This window comes from Larkinella punicea, assembly GCF_003334855.1.
GTDB classification, from domain to species: Bacteria; Bacteroidota; Bacteroidia; order Cytophagales; family Spirosomataceae; genus Larkinella; species Larkinella punicea.
The window spans coordinates 200,753-224,570 of the sequence record NZ_QOWE01000013.1 but is presented as its reverse complement, the minus strand read 5'-3'; the positions used below and the strand labels follow the sequence as shown (position 1 = coordinate 224,570).

17 protein-coding genes are annotated in these 23,818 nt (G+C 53.2%); 1 reads left to right on the top strand and 16 read right to left on the bottom strand.

Going from position 1 to position 23,818, the window contains the following annotated elements:
• Window positions 1–73: 73 nt before the first annotated feature.
• Entirely contained in the window at window positions 74–262 is a 189-nt protein-coding gene (locus tag DUE52_RS17235) for a hypothetical protein (RefSeq protein ID WP_114407257.1), read from the bottom strand.
• Window positions 263–465: 203 nt separating this feature from the next.
• Here DUE52_RS17235 and DUE52_RS17230 point away from each other — a divergent pair, with 203 nt between their 5' ends.
• Complete coding sequence (locus DUE52_RS17230) at window positions 466–1,968, top strand: SLC13 family permease (protein ID WP_310587810.1); 1,503 nt, start codon at window positions 466–468, stop codon at window positions 1,966–1,968.
• A gap of 48 nt (window positions 1,969–2,016) precedes the next feature.
• On the opposite strand, the gene DUE52_RS17225 is transcribed toward DUE52_RS17230, so the two are convergent.
• From DUE52_RS17225 to DUE52_RS17155, 15 genes are all read right to left on the bottom strand, one after another.
• Window positions 2,017–2,319, bottom strand: coding sequence for an FAD-dependent oxidoreductase (locus DUE52_RS17225; protein ID WP_229312204.1), 303 nt, complete (start codon window positions 2,317–2,319; stop codon window positions 2,017–2,019).
• Between the two features lie 257 nt (window positions 2,320–2,576).
• A complete protein-coding gene (locus DUE52_RS17220) occupies window positions 2,577–4,700 on the bottom strand; it encodes an alpha/beta hydrolase family protein (protein ID WP_165840960.1) in 2,124 nt (707 codons plus the stop codon).
• 9 nt (window positions 4,701–4,709) lie between these two features.
• Window positions 4,710–6,674, bottom strand: coding sequence for a heparinase II/III domain-containing protein (locus tag DUE52_RS17215; protein WP_114407254.1), 1,965 nt, complete (start codon window positions 6,672–6,674; stop codon window positions 4,710–4,712).
• A gap of 23 nt (window positions 6,675–6,697) precedes the next feature.
• The gene (locus tag DUE52_RS17210) at window positions 6,698–6,949 is read right to left on the bottom strand and encodes a hypothetical protein (protein ID WP_114407253.1); all 252 of its coding nucleotides are present in this window, start codon (window positions 6,947–6,949) and stop codon (window positions 6,698–6,700) included.
• Window positions 6,934–9,057: an outer membrane protein assembly factor BamB family protein gene (locus DUE52_RS17205; RefSeq protein WP_114407252.1), complete on the bottom strand. Its 2,124-nt coding sequence runs from the start codon at window positions 9,055–9,057 to the stop codon at window positions 6,934–6,936. Before DUE52_RS17205 ends, DUE52_RS17210 begins: the two co-directional genes overlap by 16 nt.
• A gap of 33 nt (window positions 9,058–9,090) precedes the next feature.
• Entirely contained in the window at window positions 9,091–9,987 is an 897-nt protein-coding gene (locus tag DUE52_RS17200; protein ID WP_114407251.1) for a sugar phosphate isomerase/epimerase family protein, read from the bottom strand.
• A gap of 248 nt (window positions 9,988–10,235) precedes the next feature.
• The gene (locus DUE52_RS17195) at window positions 10,236–11,297 is read right to left on the bottom strand and encodes an endo-1,4-beta-xylanase (protein ID WP_114407285.1); all 1,062 of its coding nucleotides are present in this window, start codon (window positions 11,295–11,297) and stop codon (window positions 10,236–10,238) included.
• 120 nt (window positions 11,298–11,417) lie between these two features.
• On the bottom strand, window positions 11,418–12,470 hold the full coding sequence (locus DUE52_RS17190) for a glycoside hydrolase family 43 protein (RefSeq protein ID WP_114407284.1): 1,053 nt from the start codon (window positions 12,468–12,470) through the stop codon (window positions 11,418–11,420).
• A 56-nt stretch (window positions 12,471–12,526) separates the two neighbouring features.
• Window positions 12,527–14,374: an alpha/beta hydrolase-fold protein gene (locus DUE52_RS17185; RefSeq protein WP_229312205.1), complete on the bottom strand. Its 1,848-nt coding sequence runs from the start codon at window positions 14,372–14,374 to the stop codon at window positions 12,527–12,529.
• A 195-nt stretch (window positions 14,375–14,569) separates the two neighbouring features.
• Window positions 14,570–15,688, bottom strand: a complete 1,119-nt coding sequence (locus tag DUE52_RS17180) for an alpha/beta hydrolase-fold protein (RefSeq protein ID WP_114407249.1) — start codon at window positions 15,686–15,688, stop codon at window positions 14,570–14,572.
• A gap of 38 nt (window positions 15,689–15,726) precedes the next feature.
• Window positions 15,727–16,803 (bottom strand): alpha/beta hydrolase, encoded by a 1,077-nt coding sequence (locus tag DUE52_RS17175; protein ID WP_114407248.1) that lies wholly within the window; start codon window positions 16,801–16,803, stop codon window positions 15,727–15,729.
• A 15-nt stretch (window positions 16,804–16,818) separates the two neighbouring features.
• A complete protein-coding gene (locus tag DUE52_RS17170) occupies window positions 16,819–17,979 on the bottom strand; it encodes an esterase (protein ID WP_114407247.1) in 1,161 nt (386 codons plus the stop codon).
• A gap of 84 nt (window positions 17,980–18,063) precedes the next feature.
• Entirely contained in the window at window positions 18,064–20,145 is a 2,082-nt protein-coding gene (locus DUE52_RS17165; RefSeq protein WP_374755908.1) for an alpha-L-fucosidase, read from the bottom strand.
• Between the two features lie 183 nt (window positions 20,146–20,328).
• Window positions 20,329–21,912, bottom strand: a complete 1,584-nt coding sequence (locus DUE52_RS17160) for a glycoside hydrolase family 43 protein (protein WP_114407245.1) — start codon at window positions 21,910–21,912, stop codon at window positions 20,329–20,331.
• Window positions 21,913–22,009: 97 nt separating this feature from the next.
• Window positions 22,010–23,689: a glycoside hydrolase family 43 protein gene (locus DUE52_RS17155; protein WP_374755907.1), complete on the bottom strand. Its 1,680-nt coding sequence runs from the start codon at window positions 23,687–23,689 to the stop codon at window positions 22,010–22,012.
• Window positions 23,690–23,818 lie beyond the last annotated feature (129 nt).

Here is a 23,818-nt window from a genome sequence, read left to right as displayed (position 1 = left end):
GTTTTTCGCGGGAACAAGCAAAGTAAAGTTATATTATTGATTATCAGAAACTTGCATTATACATGGTTTTATCTTAGTAGTCTTTATGATAACTATTCGGATCGGCTCCGAGCAACGGAAACGCTTCGGTAACGCCGTTCTCAATAATTGAGAAGCCGGTCGAACGCGGTACGGTGTAGCCGTGGCCCGAATGATTGTTTGCGCCTGATGTGGCTTTGTCGCCGTAGATGTCGGGGTATTTCGCTTTGAGCAAAAAAATCAAAACCGATGTGTTGATTTTTGTCGGCTTAATAGTCGTTTTCTTTCCGTCAATAGGGCTCTGATTCAAGCTGTAGACAGGCTTTATAATCAAATCATTTTGTACGTAAAAGGCGATTTTTAGCTCATTCTCTTCATTAGGTTCTGAACTATTCCTTCTTTCAGTTTAAGTCCAAAAGAATAGCGCTTTATTACCTAATTATTGACGTGCTTTACGGCCTGAACCGACATTCTGTGAAACCTGCCCATTTTAGTGCGCTACTAGCCGGACCAACTGCGTTTTTTCTGGTTTTATTTTTTGCTGACCTAAACCCCGGCCATCCCGAGGTTACCAGAATGGCTGCGGTGACCGTATGGGTGGCCATTTGGTGGCTCACCGAAGCAACCGACCTGGCCGTGACGGCCCTGCTGCCTTTCATCCTCATTCCGATCCTGGGCATAGCCGATTCGCAAACGGTGGCGGCCCAATATATGGATCAAACCATATTTTTATTTATTGGGGGTGTGCTGCTCGCTTTTGCCATTGAACGGTGGAACCTGCATCAGCGAATTGCCTTGTCCATTTTATCGAAACTGGGAACCAACCCGGCCACCATGCTGGCGGGCGTGATGGGCGCTACTTTTTTCATTTCGATGTGGGTGTCCAATACGGCTACCGTCATGATGATGCTCTCTGCGGTGCTGGGCATTATCATTCAGGTCGAAAAACACAACCTATCTCCTTTTCAAAAAAATGCGATCGCCAAAGCCATGCTGCTGGGGCTTGCTTACGCGGCATCCATTGGTGGCATGGCCACCCTGGTGGGAACGGCCACGAATCTTGCTTTCTACAAAATATATCTGGATGCTTACCAGGATGCCCACGACATGAACTTTGTCAGTTGGTTTGTGCTGGCTTTTCCTATTGCCGTACTCTTGTTGACCGCAGCGTTTTTTATACTGAAATTCTCCTTTCTACGCCATGCCAAAAAAGTGGTATTCGACCGCAGTTACTTCATTGCCTCCCTCCGGCAATTGGGCAACATGGCTTTTGAAGAAAAGATCGTATTGACGGTTTTTGTGATGACCGCCTATTTGTGGTTTGGCCGAAAAGATATTGATTTTGGCTCTTTTCACATAACCGGCTGGAGCCATCTTTTGGGGACACAGGCATCGTTTATTACGGATAGCACGGTGGCTATCGGAATGGCATTTTTACTATTTCTAATCCCTTCGAAAAATGAGAAAGGAAAAATGCTGATGAGCTGGGAAGAAGCGAAGAAACTTCCGATCGGCATCATCCTCTTGTTGGGCAGTGGTTTTGCTTTGGCAAAAGGCTGCGATCAGTCGGGGCTAAGCACCTGGCTGGCCCAGGAACTGCTTTTTTTAAAGGATGCGTCCCCCGTTGTTGTCATCGCCGGCATTTGCGTTATCGTTTGTGTCATTAGCGAACTGGCTTCCAATGTTGCCTGCATCCAATTGGTGCTGCCCATTTTAATAGCCATTCAAAAAGTAACCCACCTGCCCCCATTAATGCTGATGGTGCCTGCCGCGCTGGCTGCGTCGCTCGGGTTTATGCTTCCCGTAGCAACCCCGCCCAATACGATCGTGTTTGGCAGTGGGCGGATCCGTGCGGCTGATATGCGCAATGCCGGGTTGCTGCTCGACGTTGCAGGCATTGTTATCATCACAGCCGCATCCATGATGATCCGGCTACTTATCTGGAAATAAAGACCGTGAATGCACGAGAAACAGGCTCGTAATGTCTCAAAAACCTCTCTACTCTACCGACCACTCGACCTCCGACCAGTTTACATCCTGCGGCAATAGGTTCTTTTTGGCCGCCAGTGCCGCTACCCGACCGGCAGCCTGGCCCATGTAGGCGGCATTACCCGTGACCCGGTAGCTCGAATGGGCCACAAAATCGCCACTGATGCAACGACCCGCCATCATCAGTCCCTGCACATCTTTGGCGATCAACGCCCGCACCGGAATATCGTACGGTTTGCTGGTAGTACCCCGGTTGTAGGCCGTCGTGGATTCCGGCGGGTCCGGCACCGCAAACAATGACGTCAAACGCATCGACCACCGGAATATCGCGGGCGGGTTCGCTGAGTGTATTCGCGGCCGGGGCATGGACGGTCTTCGACAAACCGGAAAGGGGTAACGAGGCCGAAGCAGCAGCCAGGGTTGTTGCTAAGAAGTCTCTGCGTTGCATATCGGAAAAAGTTAGTATTCTGTGTGTAAATTGGTTAACCCACTCTTGTTTCCTTTGCCACTCCGGTCAATCGCCGTTAAAAGAGACTTCTGAATGATACCATCCGTTTCGATTTGCATGCTTACTTTTCCTGTCCCAACCACGCCAGCAATGCAGCACGTTCAGCCGTTGACGACAGGCTTAGGTGTTTTCCCTTCGACGGATATAATCGCTCCAATTCCGATGTAGAAACCGGCTGCCCGGCTCCGTTCACGACACCGGCCAGCCAGACGGAACGGGGCGCGAGGGCTGCTACCAGATCGGGGAGATCATAGGTGTTAATCGCACCGGCCACAACCGACGGTACATACCGGGGCAGATACTGCTCCTGCTCAATCAGGGAACGATACGTGCCCAACCCGTTAAGCAGCGCCAGCCGACCGATGGCCGGTGTCAGCAGGGTAGCGTGCAGAACATCAGGCACAAACGTGCCAACACCCACCGCCGAAACCGTTGTAGTGCCGGTTTTCCTTTTAATAAATTCGGTGAGCAACTGAATCTCTTCCATCCGAACGGCGACCAGACTTTTCCGGGTCAGGATGCCCGCAAACCACAGGTTCAGCGATGTGCTGTCAAGCTCCGAATCACCACCGGGCAGATCCGCCTGGGCCAGTTCACCCGCTCCGCTCAGGTCGGGCAGCACCACGTCGTAACCGGCCTGTACCAGTTGATCGGCCACACCGCCTTTTTGTGCGGCTCCGGCTTTGCCTTTCGAGTCGATGTAAAGCACGGTTTTACCGATACTTTTTTCCGGTTTAAACCACAGAACCGGCAGGTAATACGCTCCCGGCCCTTTCACCAAATACCGCTCCAGATCGTATCCATCACGCGGAAACTTACCCGAAAAAATCACTTCGCCCAAGGTCGGCGGTGTGTACCCTGTCAACGCAATTACTTGCTTGACAAGAGTTTGCGATGAGTTACCAGCAATACTTTGGGGAGCAACTGCCGACGCCCGTTTTTGGGTTAACGAAAACAGGGTTTCGCCTTTCAGGGCGGCAAATACGTTGCCGGTCGGTGTCACATTGAGTTCTTCAGCCCGAAACGCCGGAATTTTCTCATCGGCACTGGAGCCGGGATTGTTGAGGTGTTTCTGAAAAAAAGCGTACGTCGCTTCCCGGTTTTTTTGCGTGGAAGCATGGGGAGCATCGTCTTCGACCATGCCCAGATTCGACTCCGCGCCGAGGGCTTTATACGCCTTTTTGGCTTCGTCGAACAGTTCGCGGGCACCGTCCATGCTAAACATATCGCGGGTGGTCGTTACCATCAGCGTCGGACGCGGAGCGCGCACTTCGACCAGATCGCCCAAATCCAGTCCTTTCGCCAGCATCCCGGTCAGGATTTGTTCGGCGTCCTGCGGCCCGTTGGAACGCAACAATTTATCGTAGGTCGTCAGATAACACTCCGGCGCAGCCGCCCGAATCCGGGGATCCATCGCGGCCAGATACGCACTCTGCGTGCCTCCCCCCGACCGGCCCGTTACGCCAATCCGCGTAGCATCAATTTCGGGGCGGGTCAGCAGATAGTCTACGGCCCGGATGCCATCCCAAACGAAATACATCGCCGGTGTTACGCCGGCCACAAAGGATTGCGCGCCGGGATACGAGTGTTCCAGTGTGGGTTTAAGTCCGGCAAATCGTCTTCCTTCCGTTTTTTCGTATTGAATTCGTTCACCCTGCCCGATCGGGTCGAAGGCCAAAACCGCAAAGCCTTTTTTGACATAATTGAGAATCATCTGCTGATAGACCCCGCTCCGAAAGGCTGGCGCACCGTGCCCACTGCAAAATACGATGGCTGGCAGGTTTTCGCGTTTCCCCGCAGGCATGAACAAAGCCGCCGTCACGTAATACTTTGGCAGGGACTCGAAGTAGAGTTTTTCGACCGTGATGCCATCCCGTTCGAGTTTGCCGGTTACGACCGGATTGAGGGGTGTTTTTTCGGGAAAGGTCCCAAAAGCTTCCTGCAATTTTTGCCGGACTACGGTTTGCCGCTTCTGCCAGTCCTGTTGCGTTCTCAACGCCTGAACCATCTTTTTGCGCTGTTCCAGTTGCCCGAAGGCCTGTTCGCACAGATGCCGGTAGAGCGCGCCCGGCTGACCATGATAGTATTTCCAGTACGGCAATACGGCCAGGTCGTCCTGCGCCCGTACGAACGTGGTCAGACCAAGGCTGATGCACAGCAAAATCGGGAGAATGACTGGTTTCATGGCTCTCATTTATTTCTCCCTGGCTACGATTTCCAACGTGTTTTTCCCCGCCAAAGCCGTTGATTTTAGTTCCAGCACGATGCGGTACACGACATTACCCAGCGACCGGCTCAATTTTGGATCATCGATCTCCTTTTTTTCGACGGTGGCCGACAGGGTTTTCGGGTCGTAGCGCATGAGCAGGTCAAACCCATTGCCCTTCAGCACCAGTTCGCCGGGTTTGGGTTGCTCGCTGGGCAAGGTGGTCAGAAAATGCAGCCGGGTTTCGCCCGTTCGGGCCGTTAATTGGTAGGCATCGCTGACGACAAACTTTTTACCGCGTTCCAGTTCATAGGCGCGTTCCCAGCTTTTTACCCCGGCCTCTTTCGGATAGGCTCCGCCGATGTCAGTTGAAAAACGAACACCGGTTTTTGTGGGAGAGAAAATCGAGTGCCGGGCCGTAAAGTTTCGCCCCTCGTGCTGGGCAAAACCGTTGATGTGCGGGACGTTGTGGTAGTCGGACTGCATCGTCCAGATTTTATAGCGGTCTTTGCTGAACGTTTCGCGGGTGTATGTGCCTACGCCCGCATCGATCAGAACCGGGTTGCCGTTATAAAACAGGATGAACGAACCCACGTCGTTGTGGTTATGCTGTTCGCCGTTGTGGCCGCCTTTGGCCGCGAAATAAAATCCCTGCGCGGAACCTTCGCGTTCGCGGGCAATCGCTACGTCCAGGTTCGGCAAATAGTATTCCTTCAACAACGGTTCGGCCGGCGAAACCGTGCGCCAGTCGGCGGGGCTGAACAGATTCACCAGATTGCTCTCCAACCGACCGCCCAACATTGCTTCGACCGGACTGGTTTTGTTCAGTACATACGCCCCAAATCCCTGCATAACCGGGTCCTGAATGGCTTTGCCAATCCGGTAGATCCGTCCGCCATCGTGACGGAGTTTTGCCTGGGCATCGGCAAAATTGACGTAGTATTCGCCCTGGCTGACGTAGACCCGGTAGATGTACCGCCCCATATTTCGAACGAGTTCATTCCCGTAAATGTCAATTTTGCCCCGGCTGGCTTTTTGCAACAGCGACAGGTAATCGAACATGCGTCCTCCGGCCGCTCCCCAGTAGCCCGGTCCTTCGCTACACCCGCCGTCTTCGGGATACGAATTGATGAAAAGATCGACGGTCTGCATGGTTTTGTAGATACCGTCTTCGCGTTTCTGCGGATCGGTTTCCAGCAGCAGCACGCAGGTCAGCACGTTGTAGCTGCACCAGGGCGTCCAGTTATTGACCCGGCCCTCGCCCCAGCCTGTAATCCACCAGTAATCGTTGCGCTGGTAAAACGGTTCGAGCACTTTGGCGCGTAATTCCTGCTCAAGTCGTTGCGCAATGATGGGGCTAATCTGGTCGAACGTCTCGTGAAAATAGTACCAAATCCAGGCCAGATCAGCGGCCGTATCGCCCGTCACCAGGTCAATGATCGGGTTGTTTTTATCGGGCAACAGCGTGGTGATGTTGGCAATCTGGCCTTCGTAACCGTACATGTAAAAATGGGCGGGCGAACTCCAGACGGTTTGTTCACAGTAGGCAAACACCCCATTGATCAGATCGTCCAGAAACCGCCCTTTGCCTTCGACCAGTTCGGCCAACGCCAGCGACCGCAACGCGTCGAGCTTAGCCCGATTCACCGTATCGGCGGCCTCGCGGTTGCCGGTTCGGCTGTAGGTCAGGTAGAGCGATGCCTTCGTGAGGGGCCAGCCATAGCCCAGGTATTTTTCACCTTCCCGGATGGCCTGGGTTTTCACCGCGTCGGGAAGGCTGGCCCAGCCCTGTCGATCACCATAGGCCGGAAAGTCTACCCATTCAGCCCCCTTCACGACCGATGTACTGACCTGTTTGCGCGAAAAGCTCCCGGTAAGCAGATTTCGCTTTGCCTGACAAAACCCGGTTTCCCAGGCGAATACCAACAAAAAAACAATCGTGTAGCGCATCATTTTCGGTTACTGTTTCAGAAGTTTCAGATGCCGGACATCCGGTATCGAATGTTGCCCGTCGAACTCGACGGTTCCAGATTTCCCAGACTCTCCGCAAAACTAAACTCCAGATACGTGTCGGCTCCGGCCAACGCCGGACCGCGTACACCCTGTTCATTGATGGTGCCGCCCCCTTTATCCGTACCGCCATTTTCCATCAGAGCTTTCATCTGGGCGCGACCTTCGGGCGTGTTCCCATAGGCATACCGCCAGCGCCGGATCAGTCGCTCAGGCAAAAAGCCACGTATCGATCACCGGAGCGCGTGTTGAGTTTGCCCCCGCCACAGGCAATCACGATGTACTGTTTGCCATTGACCACGTAGGTACTGGGCGTGGCATACCCGGCGGCTGGCAGTTTCATTTCCCAAACCACCTGACCGGTCTGTTTGTCGAACGCCCGAAATTTTTCATCCCGACTGGCCGCAATGAACACCAGCCCACCCGCCGTAACCAGGGGACCACCGTAGTTGTCGGTTCCGGTAATCGGCACGCCTTTTTTCGTGAGTTCGGGATATTCGCCCAGCGGCACCTGCCAGCGATGTTCGCCGGTGTTCAGGTCGATCGCCGTCAACGTTCCCCAGGGCGGACTGCTAACCGGATAGCCGTTGCGGTCATACCAGCGGTTGTAGCCCGTGTGCTGATAGGGAATCACCGCTTTTTGCGTTGAAACGACCGGTTTCTCTGCGGTTTTGTTGAACAGAAAATCGACAACAGCGTCGCGTTCGGCCGGCGAGATGTGCGAGAACGAGGGCATCATGCCCCGCCCTTTCAACAACACCTGCACCACCTGATCGCGCGAAAGCCGGTTGCTCACCTGCACCAGCGACGGGTATGAGCCATCGTGGTTGCCTTTGCGGTCCGTTCCGTGGCAGGCCGAGCAATACAACTGATACTGCGCGTTACCCGCCACGGCTTGCTGACCCGCGTTCGGCGACGGCTGCTGACGGGGAATGAGCGACGTATAAACCGGCACTTCTTTCGAAGGTACGTACAATATGCCTTCGGGGTCGGTTGCCGCCCCGCCCCACTGCGCCCCGCCGTCGGTTCCCGGAAAAAAAACCGTCATCTTGCCCGTTAGCGGAACATACGGACCAGTATTGGCTTTCCGCAGCACGTCCACCAGCGAATCGCGGCTGGCGGCAAACGAATTGATTTCTTTTTCGGTAAAAGACTGACGGGCAAACGGGGCGGGTCGCTGCGGAATGGGCTGGGTTGGGCTCGCCTGTTCACCCGAAACCACTTCCTGGGGAAAGGGCGTTTCTTTGATCGGAAAAATGGGTTTGCCCGTAACACGGTCGAACACAAACGTAAAGCCCTGCTTCGTTACCAGGGCCACCACGTCGATCTTTCGGGGCCGTCCGTCGGGGCCTTTTTGCGTGATGGTAAGCAGATTGGGCGGAGCAGGCGGATCACGGTCCCAGATGTCGTGATGGACGAGCTGATAATGCCAGAGCTTCTTGCCCGTAGCAGCATCAAGTGCCAGTAAACAATTGGCATACAGGTTATTGCCTTTTCGGTTACCCCCGTAAAAATCGTGAGCCGCCGAGCCGGTTGGGGCGTAAAGAATGCCCCGCTCGCGGTCGATCGCCATCCCCATCCAGGGGTTAGCCGCCCCAATCCGCTGGCGCGGATTGGCCGGCGACCAGGTTTCATAACCGGGTTCGTCTTTCATCGGAATCGTGTGGAACGTCCAGACCAGTTGGCCCGTCCGGGTGTCGAACGCCCGAATATCGCCCAGCAAAGCCGTTTCGCTTTCCGAAAACCGGGCACCGACGATGATGCGGTTTTTGTAGATCGTATTGGGCGTATTGGACACCACGTAGTGATCGGCGCCGGGTCGCTCGATGCCGGTTTTCAGGTCGATCCGTCCGTGATCCCCGAAACCATCGATGAGTTTGCCCGTTCGGGCATCCAGCGCGTGTAGCCACGAACCGGCTCCAAAGAAAATCCGTTGGTCGGTTCCATCGGCCCAGTACGTAACCCCCCGGCTGGTGGTGCCGCCGTTATCGGTCAGGGCCGTTTTCCAGATGGGTTTACCCGTAGCGGCTTCCACCGCAAACGCCTGGGTATTCGCCGACACGCCGTACAGGATGCCATTGATGATGAGGGGATTGCATTGCATCTGGGTGCGATTGCGCACTGTATCGGCCCCACCCGACGCATACGTCCAGGCAACTTTCAACTGCTTGACGTTGGTCCGATTGATCTGGTCGAGTGGCGAGTAATGGCTCCGGGAGCCATCGCCATTGTATTCGGGCCAGTCGGTCGTGACGTCGGCCAGTTGAAAAGCCAGCGCGGCACTAAACGCCAGACAGCCTCCCAGGGCCAGTAGTCTTTTCTGCATCGGATGGTTTAGGAAATAAGGCTATTTCGTGTGCTAAAAATAGTGCTGGATGGCTTTCGGATAATCGGCAAAGGCGAGTTCTGGCTCCGCAATTTCGGGATGCCACATTTTTTCCCATTCCAGACTGTAATAGCCAGAATAACCGCCCGCTTTCAACGCATCGATCGCTTCCTCAAGTGGGGCTTCGCCTTTGCCAATAAACGTATAGGCGGGTTTTCCGGCCACCATACGACCATCTTTGATGTGGGTATGGCGGATGTATTTTTTGAGCGTCTGATACACCTCCGCCGGTGGCTCTTTGGTGATCGACCACATATTGAAGATATCCCAGATCAGCCCAACGTTCGGATGCCCGGCCTTTTGCATAATCTCAAGCAAGACGTCTTTCCAAACCACCTCGCCGTGCGACTCCAGCAGCACCGTTACGTTGGCATCTTTGGCGTATGTTCCCAGTTCCAGCAGGTTTTCGCTAATGAGGTTGATGGTTTGCTGCCGATCCTGATCCTTGGGTAAATCGTTGGGGAAAACCCGAACGTACGGGCAGGCGAGTTGCCGGGCCAGGTCGATGAACCGTTTGGCTTCGTCCAGGTTTTTCTGCCGTTTGGCCGCATCCATCCAATGCAGATTGGCCGACGAGCCTAAATTGCAGATTTTAAGGTTATTATCCGCAAACAACCGGCGTGTTTCGGCAATGGCCGTGCTGAACTCCGGGCGTTTGGGCAGGAACATCTCTTTTTCCAATCCCCGGATTTCAATGGCTTCGTACTTTTCGGCAACGGCGGTTTTGACGATTTTCGACAACGGCCAGGTCGGGCAACCCAAGGTAGAAAATGCCAGGCGCGGTTTGGCTTTTTTGACCGTCAAGCCCAACGTGGCCACCCCGGCGAGTCCGACGGCGGTTTGTATAAATGTTCTGCGTGTAGTCTTCATTTGTAGGGAAGAAAAGGCAGTGGCTTTTTTACTTGCTCCTGTGATTCCTTTGAACCGTTAATTCGGAGTGCGTGGGTCGTGGATGTTCCGGTGCGCCAGGCGTAGCGACCCGTCAGGAGCAGACAGCGAGTTCGTCTACAAACGGAGTGAGGTGAATAGGGCAAGGGCTTTACATGTCATAGGAAGCATTCGACTGCCTAAAGACAAGTAAAGCCCTTACAACTACGTACAGGATCGTTGATAATCTTCTAGAATTGTACAACGCGCTCATACGCTTTCTTCGGCTGGCCGTTCTGATCGAACAGCAACGGATAATCTTTGCGGCCCGGAACCGGGAAGTTATCCAGCCAGGAGTACTTGTCGCTCAGATTCCAGAATGTAACACCCGTGATCTTGTCGCGGTGCTTGCGAAACACCTCAAACAGCATTTTATAATGAGCGGCCTGTTTGTCGTTCATCTCCGGTGTAAATTCGCTTTTGTCCGTATCTTTTCTGGCACGACGCTCGTGTTCTTTGGGATACACCGACACGTCGACCTCCGTGAACTGGATTTTGAGCCCCAGGCTGGCAAATTTGGTAATGGACTCCTCCAACTCCTGTTTGGTAGGCTCATAAATAGACCAATGCGCCTGCAACCCCACCCCGTCGATGGGCACTCCTTTCGCTTTGAGTTTCTTTAGCAACTGGTAAATCCGCTCCCGCTTCGAGGCATTTTCGGTATTGTAGTCGTTGTAGAAGAGTTGCGCGGAGGGGTCGGCTTCATGGGCGTACTGAAATGCCTTCTCGATATAGTCTTCGCCGATGATCTCGTAGAATTTCGATGGGCGGTAAAGGCTTTTTCCGGTATCGGGAACGGCTTCGTTCACCACATCCCAGGCGTAGATTTTCCCTTTATACCGGCCCATGACGTCGGTAATGTGCCGTTTCAGACGGGCCAGCAACACCTCCCGGCTCACGGTTTTACCCGTTGAGTCGGTGAAAAACCAGCGGGGCGTCTGGTTGTGCCAGCAGAGCGTATGCCCCCGCAGTTTGATGTTGTTCTGCCGGGCAAAGTCGGCGATGGCGTCGGCATCTTTCCAATTGTAGCGGTTTTCTTCGGGATGAATCGGGCCCATCTTCATGGCGTTTTCGGGCGTCATGCTGTTGAACTGGGCTTTGATCAACTCCGCATCCGGGCCGGGCTGCACCATGCGCGGGTTCACGGCCACGCCAATCGGAAAATAGTCTTTGTAATAATCCTTTAGCCCTTTTTCGGGAGCCACGAAGCCGACCGACAAGGCAATCAACACACAGGAGCTTAGTTTACGCATGGTCATCATGGGTTCGTACTGTTGATAAAACCGAAGAAAACCTGTAAGATCTGGGCGACCCCGTCTTAAAGACCTTACAGGTAGGTTTGGGCGAGTTCGGTTCCAAGTAATGAAGAAATCTTATTTGTAAGCGTCGATGGTTTTAATCGTACCGTCCGGATTGTGGGTCAGTTCGGTTACTTTCACATTCCGGAGGTGGGTCTTGCCGGAGAGCTGGACATCGTGGTAGAATAAATACCATTTTTTATCAACCTGCACGATGGAATGGTGATTGGTCCAACCCAGAACGGGTTTCAGCACCAGACCTTTGTAGGTAAACGGCCCATACGGGTTGTCGCCGATGGCGTAGCAGAGATTATGCGAATCGCCGGTCGAATACGAGAAGTAATACTTGCCGTTGTATTGGTGGAGCCAGGCCGCTTCGAAAAACCGTTTGTCGTTGTCTTTCTCCAGAAACGGTTTCCCGTTTTCATCCAGAATCTGCACTTCCCGAACCGGCTCGGCAAAGGACTTCATGTCATCACTCAGCCGGGCAACGCGGGGCAGGTAAGCCACCTCATTTTTCTGTTTCAACGCCCCTTTCGGGTCATACTGATTGTTGTCCCAGCGCTGCAACTGACCACCCCAGATACCCCCAAAGTACAAATACGCTTTGCCATCGGCATCCTGAAAAACCGTGGGGTCGATGCTGTAGCTCCCGTTGATGGGTTCCGGTTCGGCCTTGAACGGCCCGGTCGGGCTTTTGCTGGTGGCTACCCCAATCCGGAAAATATCCTGTTTGTCTTTGGCTGGAAAATACAGGTAATACGTTCCATTTTTGTACGTCGCATCGGGTGCCCAGAGCTGGCGACCGGCCCAGGGAACATCTTCGAGGCTGAGCGCAACCCCATTGTCTTTGACCTTTCCCCCAATCTTATCCATCGACAGGACGTGGTAGTCGCGCATGGCAAAATGGCCCCCTTCGTCATCTTCTTTGACGTCTTTCGCATCAATGTCGTGGGAGGGATAGATGTAAATTTTGCCGTTGAAAACGTGCGCCGAAGGGTCAGCCGTGTAAATGTGCGATACCAATGGCTGCGAAATTGGATTTTTGCCCCCGTTGGTTTGCGCAAAGGTAGTCAGTGAACAACCCATGAGGGCCGTCAGCAATAGCATTGTGTAGGCTCGTTTCATCATATTCGTATAAGGTTAAAAAATAAACTGCGGCATCCCGGTTCTGAAACGCCCATTTACTTGAACAGCACCTGCGAAAATCCAAACAGATCGTGCCGCCAGACCGGCCAGGTGTGACCGCCCGCGTATTCGCTGTACTGGTATTTGATGCCCAGGTCGTCGAACTTTTTCATCATGACCTGGCAATTCTGATGCGCAATATCCTCTTTTCCTCCCATTGATATCCAGAGGTTTTTGAGATTGCCGTTGATCGTTGCGGCATTGGTTTTCATGAATTCGTACTGCGGATCCGACAGCTTGGGATTGTTGGCAAACCAGCCCGAACTGAACACGCCCAGTGATGAAAACAGATCGGTGTTCTTGATGCCCGCGTACAACGTCTGTAAACCGCCCATCGAGAGTCCGGCCAACGCCCGGTTTTTGGCGTCGGTGGCTACCCGGAAGTTGCCTTCGACAAACGGAATGGCTCCCTGTTTCAACTCGTTTTCAAAAGCGTGCAGGACGTTTTCGTTAAAACCGGCCAGACCGCCCGCGTTGGGCATGTTGCCATCCAGCATTACAATTACCATTGGTTTTGCCTTCTGTTCAGCAATCAGGTTGTCGAGAATCATCCCCGTTCGGCCTTGCGTGGCCCAGCCGCGCTGGTCTTCGCCCCCGCCGTGCAACAAATACAAAACCGGGTATTTCTCCGCCGACTGATCATAACCCGGTGGGGTGTAAACGTACATTTCACGCCAGGCATTCGACGCTTTTGACAGGTAGCGTTTGATCCGGATTTCGCCATGTGGCACGTCTTTCAGGGCGTAATACCCGCCGTCCCGATCCGGGATTTCAATACCACTCGCCATCCGTCCCATGCCATAAAAGGTTTCGCTGGCCGGGTCGACCACCGCAACGCCATCGATCAGCAGGGAATAATAATGAAAACCCCGGCTGATGGAATCCGTTGTGACGGTCCAGAAACCGCTCGTGTCTTTTACCATCGCATACTTTTTACCCAGATCGATCTGCACCCGCTGAGCTTCCGGCGCTTTGACCCGAAAAACAACCCGGTTATCGGGCAGAATCTGCGGGTATTTCGCGGACCGGATGTTGGTCGAAGCGGGGGTACCCAGAATCGTAAATTTTGTCAAAGACGCCACATCGACGGGTTTGAAAAGAAACTGGGAAAACATGTACAACCCGTTTTTCCAGACTTTGAAGTCGTGCACGCCCGGTTCGATGTAATACACGTGCGGAACCTTGTTTTCGTAGAGGTAATCGTGGGTGCGTTTGCTGAATGTGATCAGTCCATCGGCATCCCCGCACGAAATCCAGAGCAGTTTCAACTGTTTTTTGGCTTCCTCCGGGTTAGGCACCAGTTCTTCCGGTTTTTTCGTATTGGGGGCCGACGAAAAACCGCCCACCCAGGCAAACCGGTCCAGATTACCCAGACCAAAGTTCAACGATTGCCCTCCGCCCATCGACAGTCCGGCAATGGCCCGGTGTTCGCGGTCTTTCAGGACGGAATACTTTTTCTCTACAAACGGAATCAGATCGGTCAACAAATCCTTTTCAAACGTCGCAAACGCTTCCACTTTGTCTTTGTCGAAGACGTTGCCAACGGCGCGGTCGTCTTTCATGGCGCGGCCGTTGGGCATGACCACAATCATCGGCTCCAGTTTGTTTTCGGCATACAGATTATCCAGAATCACCTGCGGTTTGCCCCCCCGGAGCCACTCTTTCTCATCGCCCCCGATGCCGTGCAGCAGATACAGCACCGGATATTTTTTCTTTTTCGAATACCCTGGCGGGGTGTAAATCAGGGCCTTGCGAGTGGTGCCGACGGTTTTGGATTCGTATTGTACCGAATCCATTTTGCCGGTAGCAATGCCCTCGCGCACCTGATCGAAGCCTTTGGGCATTTCTTTTTCGATGGTTTGCGAATGGGCCGTTGACAGGCTCAACAGAGCCACTACAATGGCGATCAATGCTTTTTTTAGAAATAAATTATGCTTCATGTGTTAGATAGTTTTGGGGCTGTCTTACCCCCAACCCCCTAAAGGGGGCTTAAACATCCGGATCAAAAAGCCCCCTTTAGGGGGTTGGGGGTAATGTAACTATTTAAACAGCAACGGGGCTACCTCATGCAAACTGCGACGCCAGGTCAGAAATTCGTGGGCGGTTTTTTCGGAGACGTACGAAACCGCGTTGTAACCGGCCGCTTTCAAATCGGCGGTCGCCTTGTTCACGCGATCCGGATTTTCTTTGCTGCCGCAGCTCAGGAAGATCAGTTTGGCTTTCGACTTATCTTTCAGTTCTTCCGGCGTATAGATGCCACCGCTGAGGAGGGCATACGATCCAAAAACATCCGGTTTGTTGAGCGTAATGGCGTGGGTTTCCATGCCGCCCATCGACAGCCCGGCCATGGCCCGATTGTCTCTGTTGGCCAGGGTGCGGAAGTTGGCATCCACGTACGGAATCAGTTCGTCGACCAGCACCGTCTGGAAATGTTCAATTTTGAAATCTTTCATCCGGCCCCATTTCACCTCGTTGGTCATGCCGTAGGTCATCACAATGAGAAACGGCTTGATTTTGCCTTCCGCAATCAGGTTGTCCATGATCAGATTCGCGCGTCCCTGGTTGCTCCAGGCGGTTTCGTCCTCGCCCCAGCCGTGTTGCAGGTAGAGCACCGGATATTTTTTCGATTTCTCTTTTTCGTAACCCGGTGGCGTATACACAAACGCCCGGCGTGAGGTGCTGGTGCTTTTGGACGGGAAAAGAATCTGCTGCACGTTGCCGTGGGGGACGTCCTTCAGGGCGTAAAAGTCCTGATCGTGCGCGGGAATTTCAATACCGCTCTCCCACCGGACCGATCCGTAATAGTTCAAAGCGCCGGGATCGTTGAAGGTGCCGCCGTCGACGGTAAGGTGGTAATAATGGAAGCCTTCGTCCATCGGTCCTTCCGTGGTGCCGGTCCAGAAACCATCGTCTCCTTTGGTTAGTTTGGTTCCGCCCCGTCCGCCCAGCCCCAGGCTCACCCGAACACTATCGGCTTTGGGCGCCTTGATCCGAAACCGGGCGTACCCCTGGGAGTTTACCTGCGGATATTCCTGCCCCGGCTGGTTTAGGGTAGAGGGTTTGAAATCCTCGGCCACCACCGGTTGGGTGGCCTGCGAAAAACAGGTTGTGCTGGTCAACGCGGCTGCGAACAAAACCGCTATCATCTTGTTTGTCATCTGGTTAGTAGTTTAGCGTATAATAGAGATAATAGGTTTTACTTAAAAAGCTGAGGCAACGTATGGGCCAGATAAAGTTTGCAGTTCATCCAGGTATGGCCACCCGGCACGATGAGCGGTTCTACTTTCAGGCCCTTTTCCTTAAATAGGGCAATGTTCTGTTTCACAGATTCATAAAGAAAATCGTCAGTGCCAACACTGATCGTGAACAGCTTCAATTGTCCGTTCATCTGCCCGGCGTTGGGCGACCAGTCGGTGAAGTTCTTTTTGAATTCCTCCGTGGCGGTATACGGCGCATATGAGCATACGTAGGCGAACTTGTCGGGATTGGTCAGTCCGATGTTCAAAGTCTGGCCCCCGCCCACCGAAAAACCGGCCACCGCCCGGCTTTTGCTGTCTTTGCCGACGGGATAATTCGCTTCGATAAACGGCACAATGTCATTGACCATATCCTTGGTAAAGTCGGGCATCGGTGCCGGGCGAACATTGCCGTACGGCATGACGATGATCATCGGTTTGGCTTTTCCCTGCGCAATCAGGTTGTCGGCAATCAGGTTGGCGCGGCCCACTTTGGTCCAGGTTTCTTCGGTATCGGAGCCGCCGTGAATCAGGTACAGCACCGGATATTTGGTTTTACTGTTCGGATTGAAACCGGGCGGAGTATAAACCAGTAGCTGCCGGGTAATGCCCAACGTACCGGATTTGTAGTAGCGGTAGCTGACTTTGCCATGCGGTACGTTCTGGAGCGAATGAATCAGCGGCTGATCGCCCGGCACATCGACGATGCTCCGTTTAAAGCGCTCGTTGGCGAAAATGTACGTATTGTTCGGATCAGCCAGTTCCACACTGTCCACCCGAAAACTGTACGGATAGATGTCCGGTTTGACGGGCGGCACCGTCACGCTCCAGATGCCCGACGTATCTTTCGTCAGGGCGACCGGAGCCTTCAGAAACTCGCCGTTCAGGGTCACTTTCTGTGCTTTTCTGGAAAAATACCGGAACGTAATGCTGTGGTCGGGATGCACGGCGGGCGAACTGATGGACGGCGGCCGCTGGGCGATTACCGCAATAGCCGACAAAAGAAAAGCCTGGAAGAGGTAGATACTACGTTTCATGGGATCGGGTGGGTCTTATTGGAAAAGTAAAGGCGTGGTTTCGGCAACGTACTTCTTGACGTTCATCCAGGTATGACCGCCGTCGGTGATCAGGCTTTTGAAAGCCACGTTTTTCGCCTTCAGGTAATCCATAAATTCGACGGTACCTTTGTACAGAAAATCGTCGCTGCCCACACTCACCCAGAACAGTTTCAATTGCTTGTTGGTAGTTTCTGGCTTGCCGCCTATTTGCGGAAAATTCTGGTCCATTTCGGCGGGCGATAGATACGAGCTGTAGCTGCACACCCACGCAAATTTGTCCAGGTTGCTGAATGCCGTACGGAGCGTTTGCCCACCCCCGCGCGAAAAACCGCCAATGGCCCGGCTTTCCCGATTCGCCACTGTCCGGTAGTTTTTCTCGATATACGGAACGACCTTGCTCACCAGATCCGTCGCAAAATCGTTGGCCCGTTTGACCGCATCGACCCCATCCCGAACCGTCGGGTCGGCGGGTTTGGCGCCCCCTTTCTGCTCGGCAACCCGGGCGGCCAGATTGCCATACGGCATGACAATGATCATGGGTTTGGCTTTGCCTTCCGCAATCAGGTTGTCCAGAATCAGATTCGTTTTTCCGACTTTGAAGAAAGTTTCCTCCGTATCTGTCGTGCCGCTGATGAGGTAAAAAACCGGGTATTTTTTCGATGGATTCTGGTCGTAGCCCGGTGGCGTATACACCACCAGCGAGCCGGTTGTGCCTTCCAGCGACGGATAGTATTCGTAGTTGATCGACCCGTGCGGCACGTCTTTCATCGCGTGGATCAACGGCGAATCACCGGGCACGTCGACCAGACTGGCTTTAAACCGCTCGTTCGGGAAAAACGCAACGTTGGCAGGGTCCATCACCGTAATGCCATCCACCTGAAAGCTGTACGGGTAAATATCCGGCTTGACGGCCTCCGTTGTTACGCTCCAGATGCCCTGGGCATCCTTGCTCATTTCGATGGGCGCTTTCAAAAACTGCCCACTCAACTTAACCTCTTTGGCGGTTGGAGACAGGTAACGGAACGTGACGGTTTTGTCAGCGTTCACCTGGGGTGACACCACCAGTGGGCCGCGTGGCGGCTGGGCGATTGCTCCTGTGTACAGGCAGATTAGGGCGAAAAATAGCCGCAATCGATTGGTTAGTTGTTGGTTCATCAGTAGTTAAGATTTAGGCGTATATAAACCTGCATATAATAAAAACCTGCAAGGTCTTGAAGACCTTGCAGGTTGATTCAAAGTTCACTGGGTAATGATGTCTACTTCCGCGTAACCCGATGCCGAACCTTCCTGCGTATTTTTCAAGGCCCGGAGTTTGACGTACCGGGCTTTGGTAGGTTCGAACGGTTTGGTTTGCCAGACCGGGCTGTTTTTAATGTTCGAAAACTCCCCTTCGCTGACCCGTTTCCACGTGACGTTATCGGCTGACACCTCAAATTGATACTGGGTGATGATGCTGGCCTCTTCCCACCAGTTCTGGGCAGGCAGATACCGGAAACCGGTCAGATTTTCTTCTTTCCCCAGATCAATGACCAGGTCCGCGGGCATTGACTGGCTTTTGGGTTGTTGCCAGGACGTATTCGGATTGCCATCCAGAACCTGATACGCCGGTTTGGCCTCCGTATTCAGAATTTTCCAGCCGTTGCGGGCGATGTCAAATTTCTCCTCGCTGACAATGCTGCTTTGTTTCGTAAACGGATTGTAGGAAATCGCTTTGATGTCTACTTTGCCGTTACCGGTTTTCACGGAAGCCGTATACTTATTCGTGTTGGCGGTTGGCGTACTTCCGTCGAGGGTGTAATACAATTCCGATTCGGTATCGCCAGCCTTAATGTGCAGATCGCCAGCCTGATCGCGCGTAACGATGGGGGGCGTTAAAATCAGCGGGGCTTTATACACCTCCAGGTTTGAAATCAACGGACAACCTTTGGCATCCAGAATCGTCAGCCGCAGTTGCGTGGCTTCGACGGTCGGAAACCGGAGAATGCGTTTATACCCAATCGTCGTTTCTTTGGCAATCTCTTTCCAGTTCCCGTCGACGAAGGCTTCGACGGTAAACGACTTGACCCGCTGCCCCAACCGAATGGGTTCCTGCACCAGAAACCGGTTAAAGGCCGTTGGTTTCGCAAACTGGAGCGTCAACGATGCGTTTCGAACGGCATCGTCCGTGGCCCAATAGCTTTCCGGATCGGCATCGATGGCCTTACCGGCGTCGTAAGCCGCATTTTTTCCTCGTACTTGTGAGGCCGTGGCTTTTGCATTTTTGGCCAGATTGATGGCGAAAGCTTCTTTGGTGGCTTTGGCAAATTCCTGGACGGCTTTCTCATCTTTCTCATGAATCAGCCCGTTGGGCATGATCGGAAAATTGAGCAGCAACGTCCCGTTTCGACCAATGGAGTTGTAATAAAGATCCATCAGTTGGGGCAAGGTTTTCACCTTTTTGTCTTCCCGTTCGTGGTAAAACCATTCGGGACGGATGGAGGTGTTTACTTCGCCGGGTACCCAGGTGTCGCCATTCTCGACGCCGTGGCGCAGCATTTGTTCCGGCACGTCGCCGGTGGCATTCAATAAACTCCAGTTGGTTTCGCCCACATACCCGGCTTCGGTACCGACCCAGCGCAGGTCGGCCCGGTCGCCCCCGTCGTTCCAGATGACCATATTGGGCTGGAGTTTGCGCACCAGTTTGTACGTATTCGGCCAGTCGTAATACGTTTTAGAATCAATTTTACGGGTTTCATTCGCTCCGCCATAATAACCGGAACCGCCATTGGCTCCGTCGAACCAGACTTCAAAAATGTCGCCGTAGTTGGTCAGAAGCTCCTGCAACTGGTTGCGGAAATACGTGATGTATTCGGGCTTCCCATAGTCGGCATGGTTGCGGTCCCAGGGCGACAGATATACCCCGAATTTCAACCCGTATTCCTTGCAGGCATCGGCCAGTTCCCGTACAATATCGGCTTTCCCGTTTCGCCAGGGCACATTTTTTACGGAATAGTCGGTGTATTTGGAAGGCCAGAGGCAGAAACCGCTGTGGTGTTTGGCCGTAAAAATGATGCCTTTCATACCAGCCTCCTTACAAATTCGGGCCCACTGGCGGCAATCCATTTTGGTCGGGTTAAACAACTTGGGATCTTCGTTGCCGAGGCCCCAGGCCATGTCGGTATAGGTGTTGATCGAAAAATGGATGAAGGCATAATATTCCATTTTTTGCCAGCGCAACTGGTTTTCGCTGGGGAGCGGGCCAACGGGTTGGGGCGGTGTCGGTTGGGCAAATCCCGTCTGATGGAACAGCAGGATTAACCCGATCGCAAAAAGTTTTTGCATCATCTTTTTAAAGTGGATGAAAGCATCCGATTTTGAACAGCCTGGGCGCATCGGTATAGTAGGTAAGTTTCAATCTACCAGAGGTAAATGTAAAAATTTTTATCCTGTGCCGAAGCGTTGAGGCTCCACCGTAGTGAGCCAAGAAGAAGCGTAATGGCAGAAAAAGTCTTTTTCATAACGGGTTTAGTTTCGGGAGGATTGCGAAATTTTGTCTTCTATTCGGAAATAATCGAAGTCAGCAAAACCGCCCGTCTGCTGCGTGGCATAATTGAAAAGACCAAACCGGTAACCCATAAAATGCGGGATGGTGTAGGGCATTTTCAGCCGCTCACCGATGGATTGCCACGACTTCCCATCCAGGCTATAAAAGAACTGAGCGCTGTCGGCCCGGTCTTTAAAATTGCATTCGGCTTTTAAATAGACGTTTTTTTGCGCCAGCAGAACCCGCTGAATGTCAATTGGTTTTCCGGAAGACGCGCTCAGCATGACGATGAAATTTTTCCCGTTTTCCCGTTTGACACCCACCAGACCGTAGTTTTTCTGTAACAGACTCAGCCCGGCAAAATCTCCGTCCTTCAGGTTGGTCACGTCGAGCAATGTTGATCCGGTACATGCCGGGCCGATGGTGCGCTGCGTCAGGGTGTTTCGGGCCAGCACAAACGAGGTGTCGATGCGTCCGGTTTTCAGCCGCAGATACCCTTTCCGTTCCGTAACCGACCAGAGTTGGTTGTCCGGGTTGTGGTTCCATTGCCAGATTAGCGGCAGCGCAGAATCTCCTTTCTTCCGCGTGAATTCGTCCGAGGCCACAATGCCCGGAATCAGGCCTTTGCTGGCAGGCAAATCGAGCATTTCGGGTACTTTTCCATTAACGCCCAAAACCGGCCAGCCGTCTTCCCAGGTCACCGGAACCAGATACGGAATGCGCCCGACTCCGCCAGAATCCCGGAAAAGATAAGCGTACCATTTCCCGTCCGGCGTATCGATCAAACCGCCCTGCGCCACACCCAAATCCTGCAAACCGATTCGCCCTTCCCACGGCCCCGTCATCTTGTCGGCCCGGTGAATCACCACGGTTCTCATGCCTCCCCGCGGCCACGTAATGTTGAACAGATAGTATTTGCCCTTCACCTTGAACAGTTGCGAGCCTTCGGCGGGCAGACCACCGCCCGTGCCGGATGGCGTGCTGGCGTTCTCAATCAGGACCTGTTCGGTGGTGCCGGGCTTCACGCCCGAGGCATCGGCAGTCAGTTCGACCAACCGGAGTTTGCCCGCGCCATAAATCAGGTATACCCGACCGTCATCGTCGAAAAACAGGGTATTATCGTGGTAGGACGGTTTAAATGACGTCTCTTTCCACGGCCCTTTTTCGATATTTTTGGTCGTAAAAACATGGGTTTTGCCGGTGGTTTGGGCAAAAGTGGTCACGTAGTAAGTGCCATTGTGGTAGCGCAGGCTGCTGGCCCACGACCCTCGTCCGTAGGTGCTTTTGCCGTTGGTCAGGTTCAACGCATCCACATTTGCCAGCGTATCATACACATAGCCAACCAATTGCCAATTCACCAAGTCTTTCGATTTCATAATCGGCAAACCCGGACTGAGGTGCATCGTGGTGCTGCTCATGTAATAGGTATTGCCCACCCGGATCATGGACAGGTCGGGGACATCGGCAAAAATGATCGGGTTTTGGGCGGTTTGGGCTTCCGAAGCGAATACCGCCCAAAACAGGGTAACCACCCATAAAACCGCCTGAAAAACCGTCCTTTTCATCTTAATGTATTTAGGACTTACGTCTGATAATTCTTTTCGCTTTTGCCCCGTTCCCCTAAAGGCCGGGGCAAAAGCGAAAGTCCTGGTATTCAATCAATTACTTGAACATCGGATCATCCCCTGCATATTTCAGGTACTGGAACGAAGCGGTATTCGTGCTGGCGTCTCCTGACGACGTCGCGTACAGACCGTACAAACAGCCGATAAAGCTGCCCGCTACTTTGGTACTCAGGAATTTGCCGTCCACCTTGTCCTGAAGAAGCTTCCAGTTTTTAGCATCGGTGGAATACTGAAAATGATAAGTATCCCCCTGCGACGCGATCCGCAGACCCACTTTCCCGGGTTTTCCGGTCAGCGGCACCTCGGTCAGCAGTTCCATCTCTTGGGATCGCGGTTTGCTTTTGTAGAGTTGCAGCACGTCTTTGTCCTGCGATCTGGATTTACACAGAAAGTAGAAATGGCCCTCATCCTGAAGAATGATCAGCCCGGCTTTTTCTTTTTCGGATGTCGGTTTAAAATCCAGTTCGGTTTCAGCCGTACTGAACAAGTGCTGCTGGCGTTTGCCGATGAACGCCGGATTGCCCAACTCCATGACGGTTTCGGGCTTCAGTTTCAGCGTCAGTCCCTGTTTTTTCGACAGCGAATACCAGCTTTTATCGAGGGTGCGCATAAACAGCAGCGCCGGGTCCAGTGCCTTATCGAAAGTCAGTGTATACGCAAAATTGCCCGATTGGGGCAACGCGTCTTTCTGTTTAACCTCTTTGTAATTAACCGGATACCTGTATGAAATTGCCTTCTCGCCATGCTCGATCATGGGCCAGTCGTTGGTCCAGGTGACGGGTGCAATGAACGTTTCACGGCCGGTGTTGTAATAATCGCCTTCGTAGGGCCGTACCGCCAGAAAAATGCAATACATCTTGCCGTCTGGCCCATCCACAAACTGCGCGTGGCCCGCCGACGTAATGGCGTCTTTCCGGTCGGCCGGCAACTCCCGCTGCGTCAGGATCGGATTGCCTTCAAAAGGCACATACGGCCCCCAGACGTCTTTGCTCCGCAAGATCACTTCGGAGTGATTGACCGACGTTCCGCCCTCGGCCGCGTAGAGGTAATACCAGCCGTTCCGCTTCATGATGTGGGGGGCTTCGATCCAGACCGGTTTTTTAGACAGATCCACGCCCCCGTTGACCAGTTGTTTTTCTTCCCCGACAACTTTTAAGTTTTGGTAATCAAATTCATACATGCGGATGGTCCGGTGTCCCGAATACAACGGTTTGTTGTTGGGCGCATCGCTGTTGTAGAGAATATAGGCTTTGTCGGCCGCTTCGTCAAAGTAGATGGAGGGGTCGATGCCCCTTACCTGCGGGATTTTAACCGGATCGCTCCACGGGCCAGCCGGATTTTTGGCCGTCACCACAAAATTACCATCGTGGTCGATGTCGGTGCAGGTGAGGTAGTAGGTGCCTTTGTAGTAACTGATGGCCGGCGCAAAAAGGCCCCGCGTCAGCCGTTCACCCATGAAATCCATCTGAGTAGGCCGGTCGATGACATTCCCGATTTGCTTCCAGTTTTTTAAATCCTTGCTGTGAAAAACCGGAATACCGGGAAAATAGGAAAACGTCGAGTGGACCAGGTAGTAGTCGGTGCCAACCTGCACGATGCTCGGATCGGGGTAAAAACCGGTCAGGATGGGGTTGACCAGGGTGGTTGTCTGAGCGAAAAGGAAGTGACTCAAAAAAAAACCAAGTGCTATCAAAGCACCCGAGAGAACGTTTTTCATCTTTTTCATAGCAATCTTAAAATCAATAGCCAGGTTGGTGGGCCGCAAAAGCAGTGTGTTCTTCAGTCATGGGTGGTTTATCGTAACGTTAAAGAGACGTAAGAGGTCAAAAGCCTCTTACGTCTACGC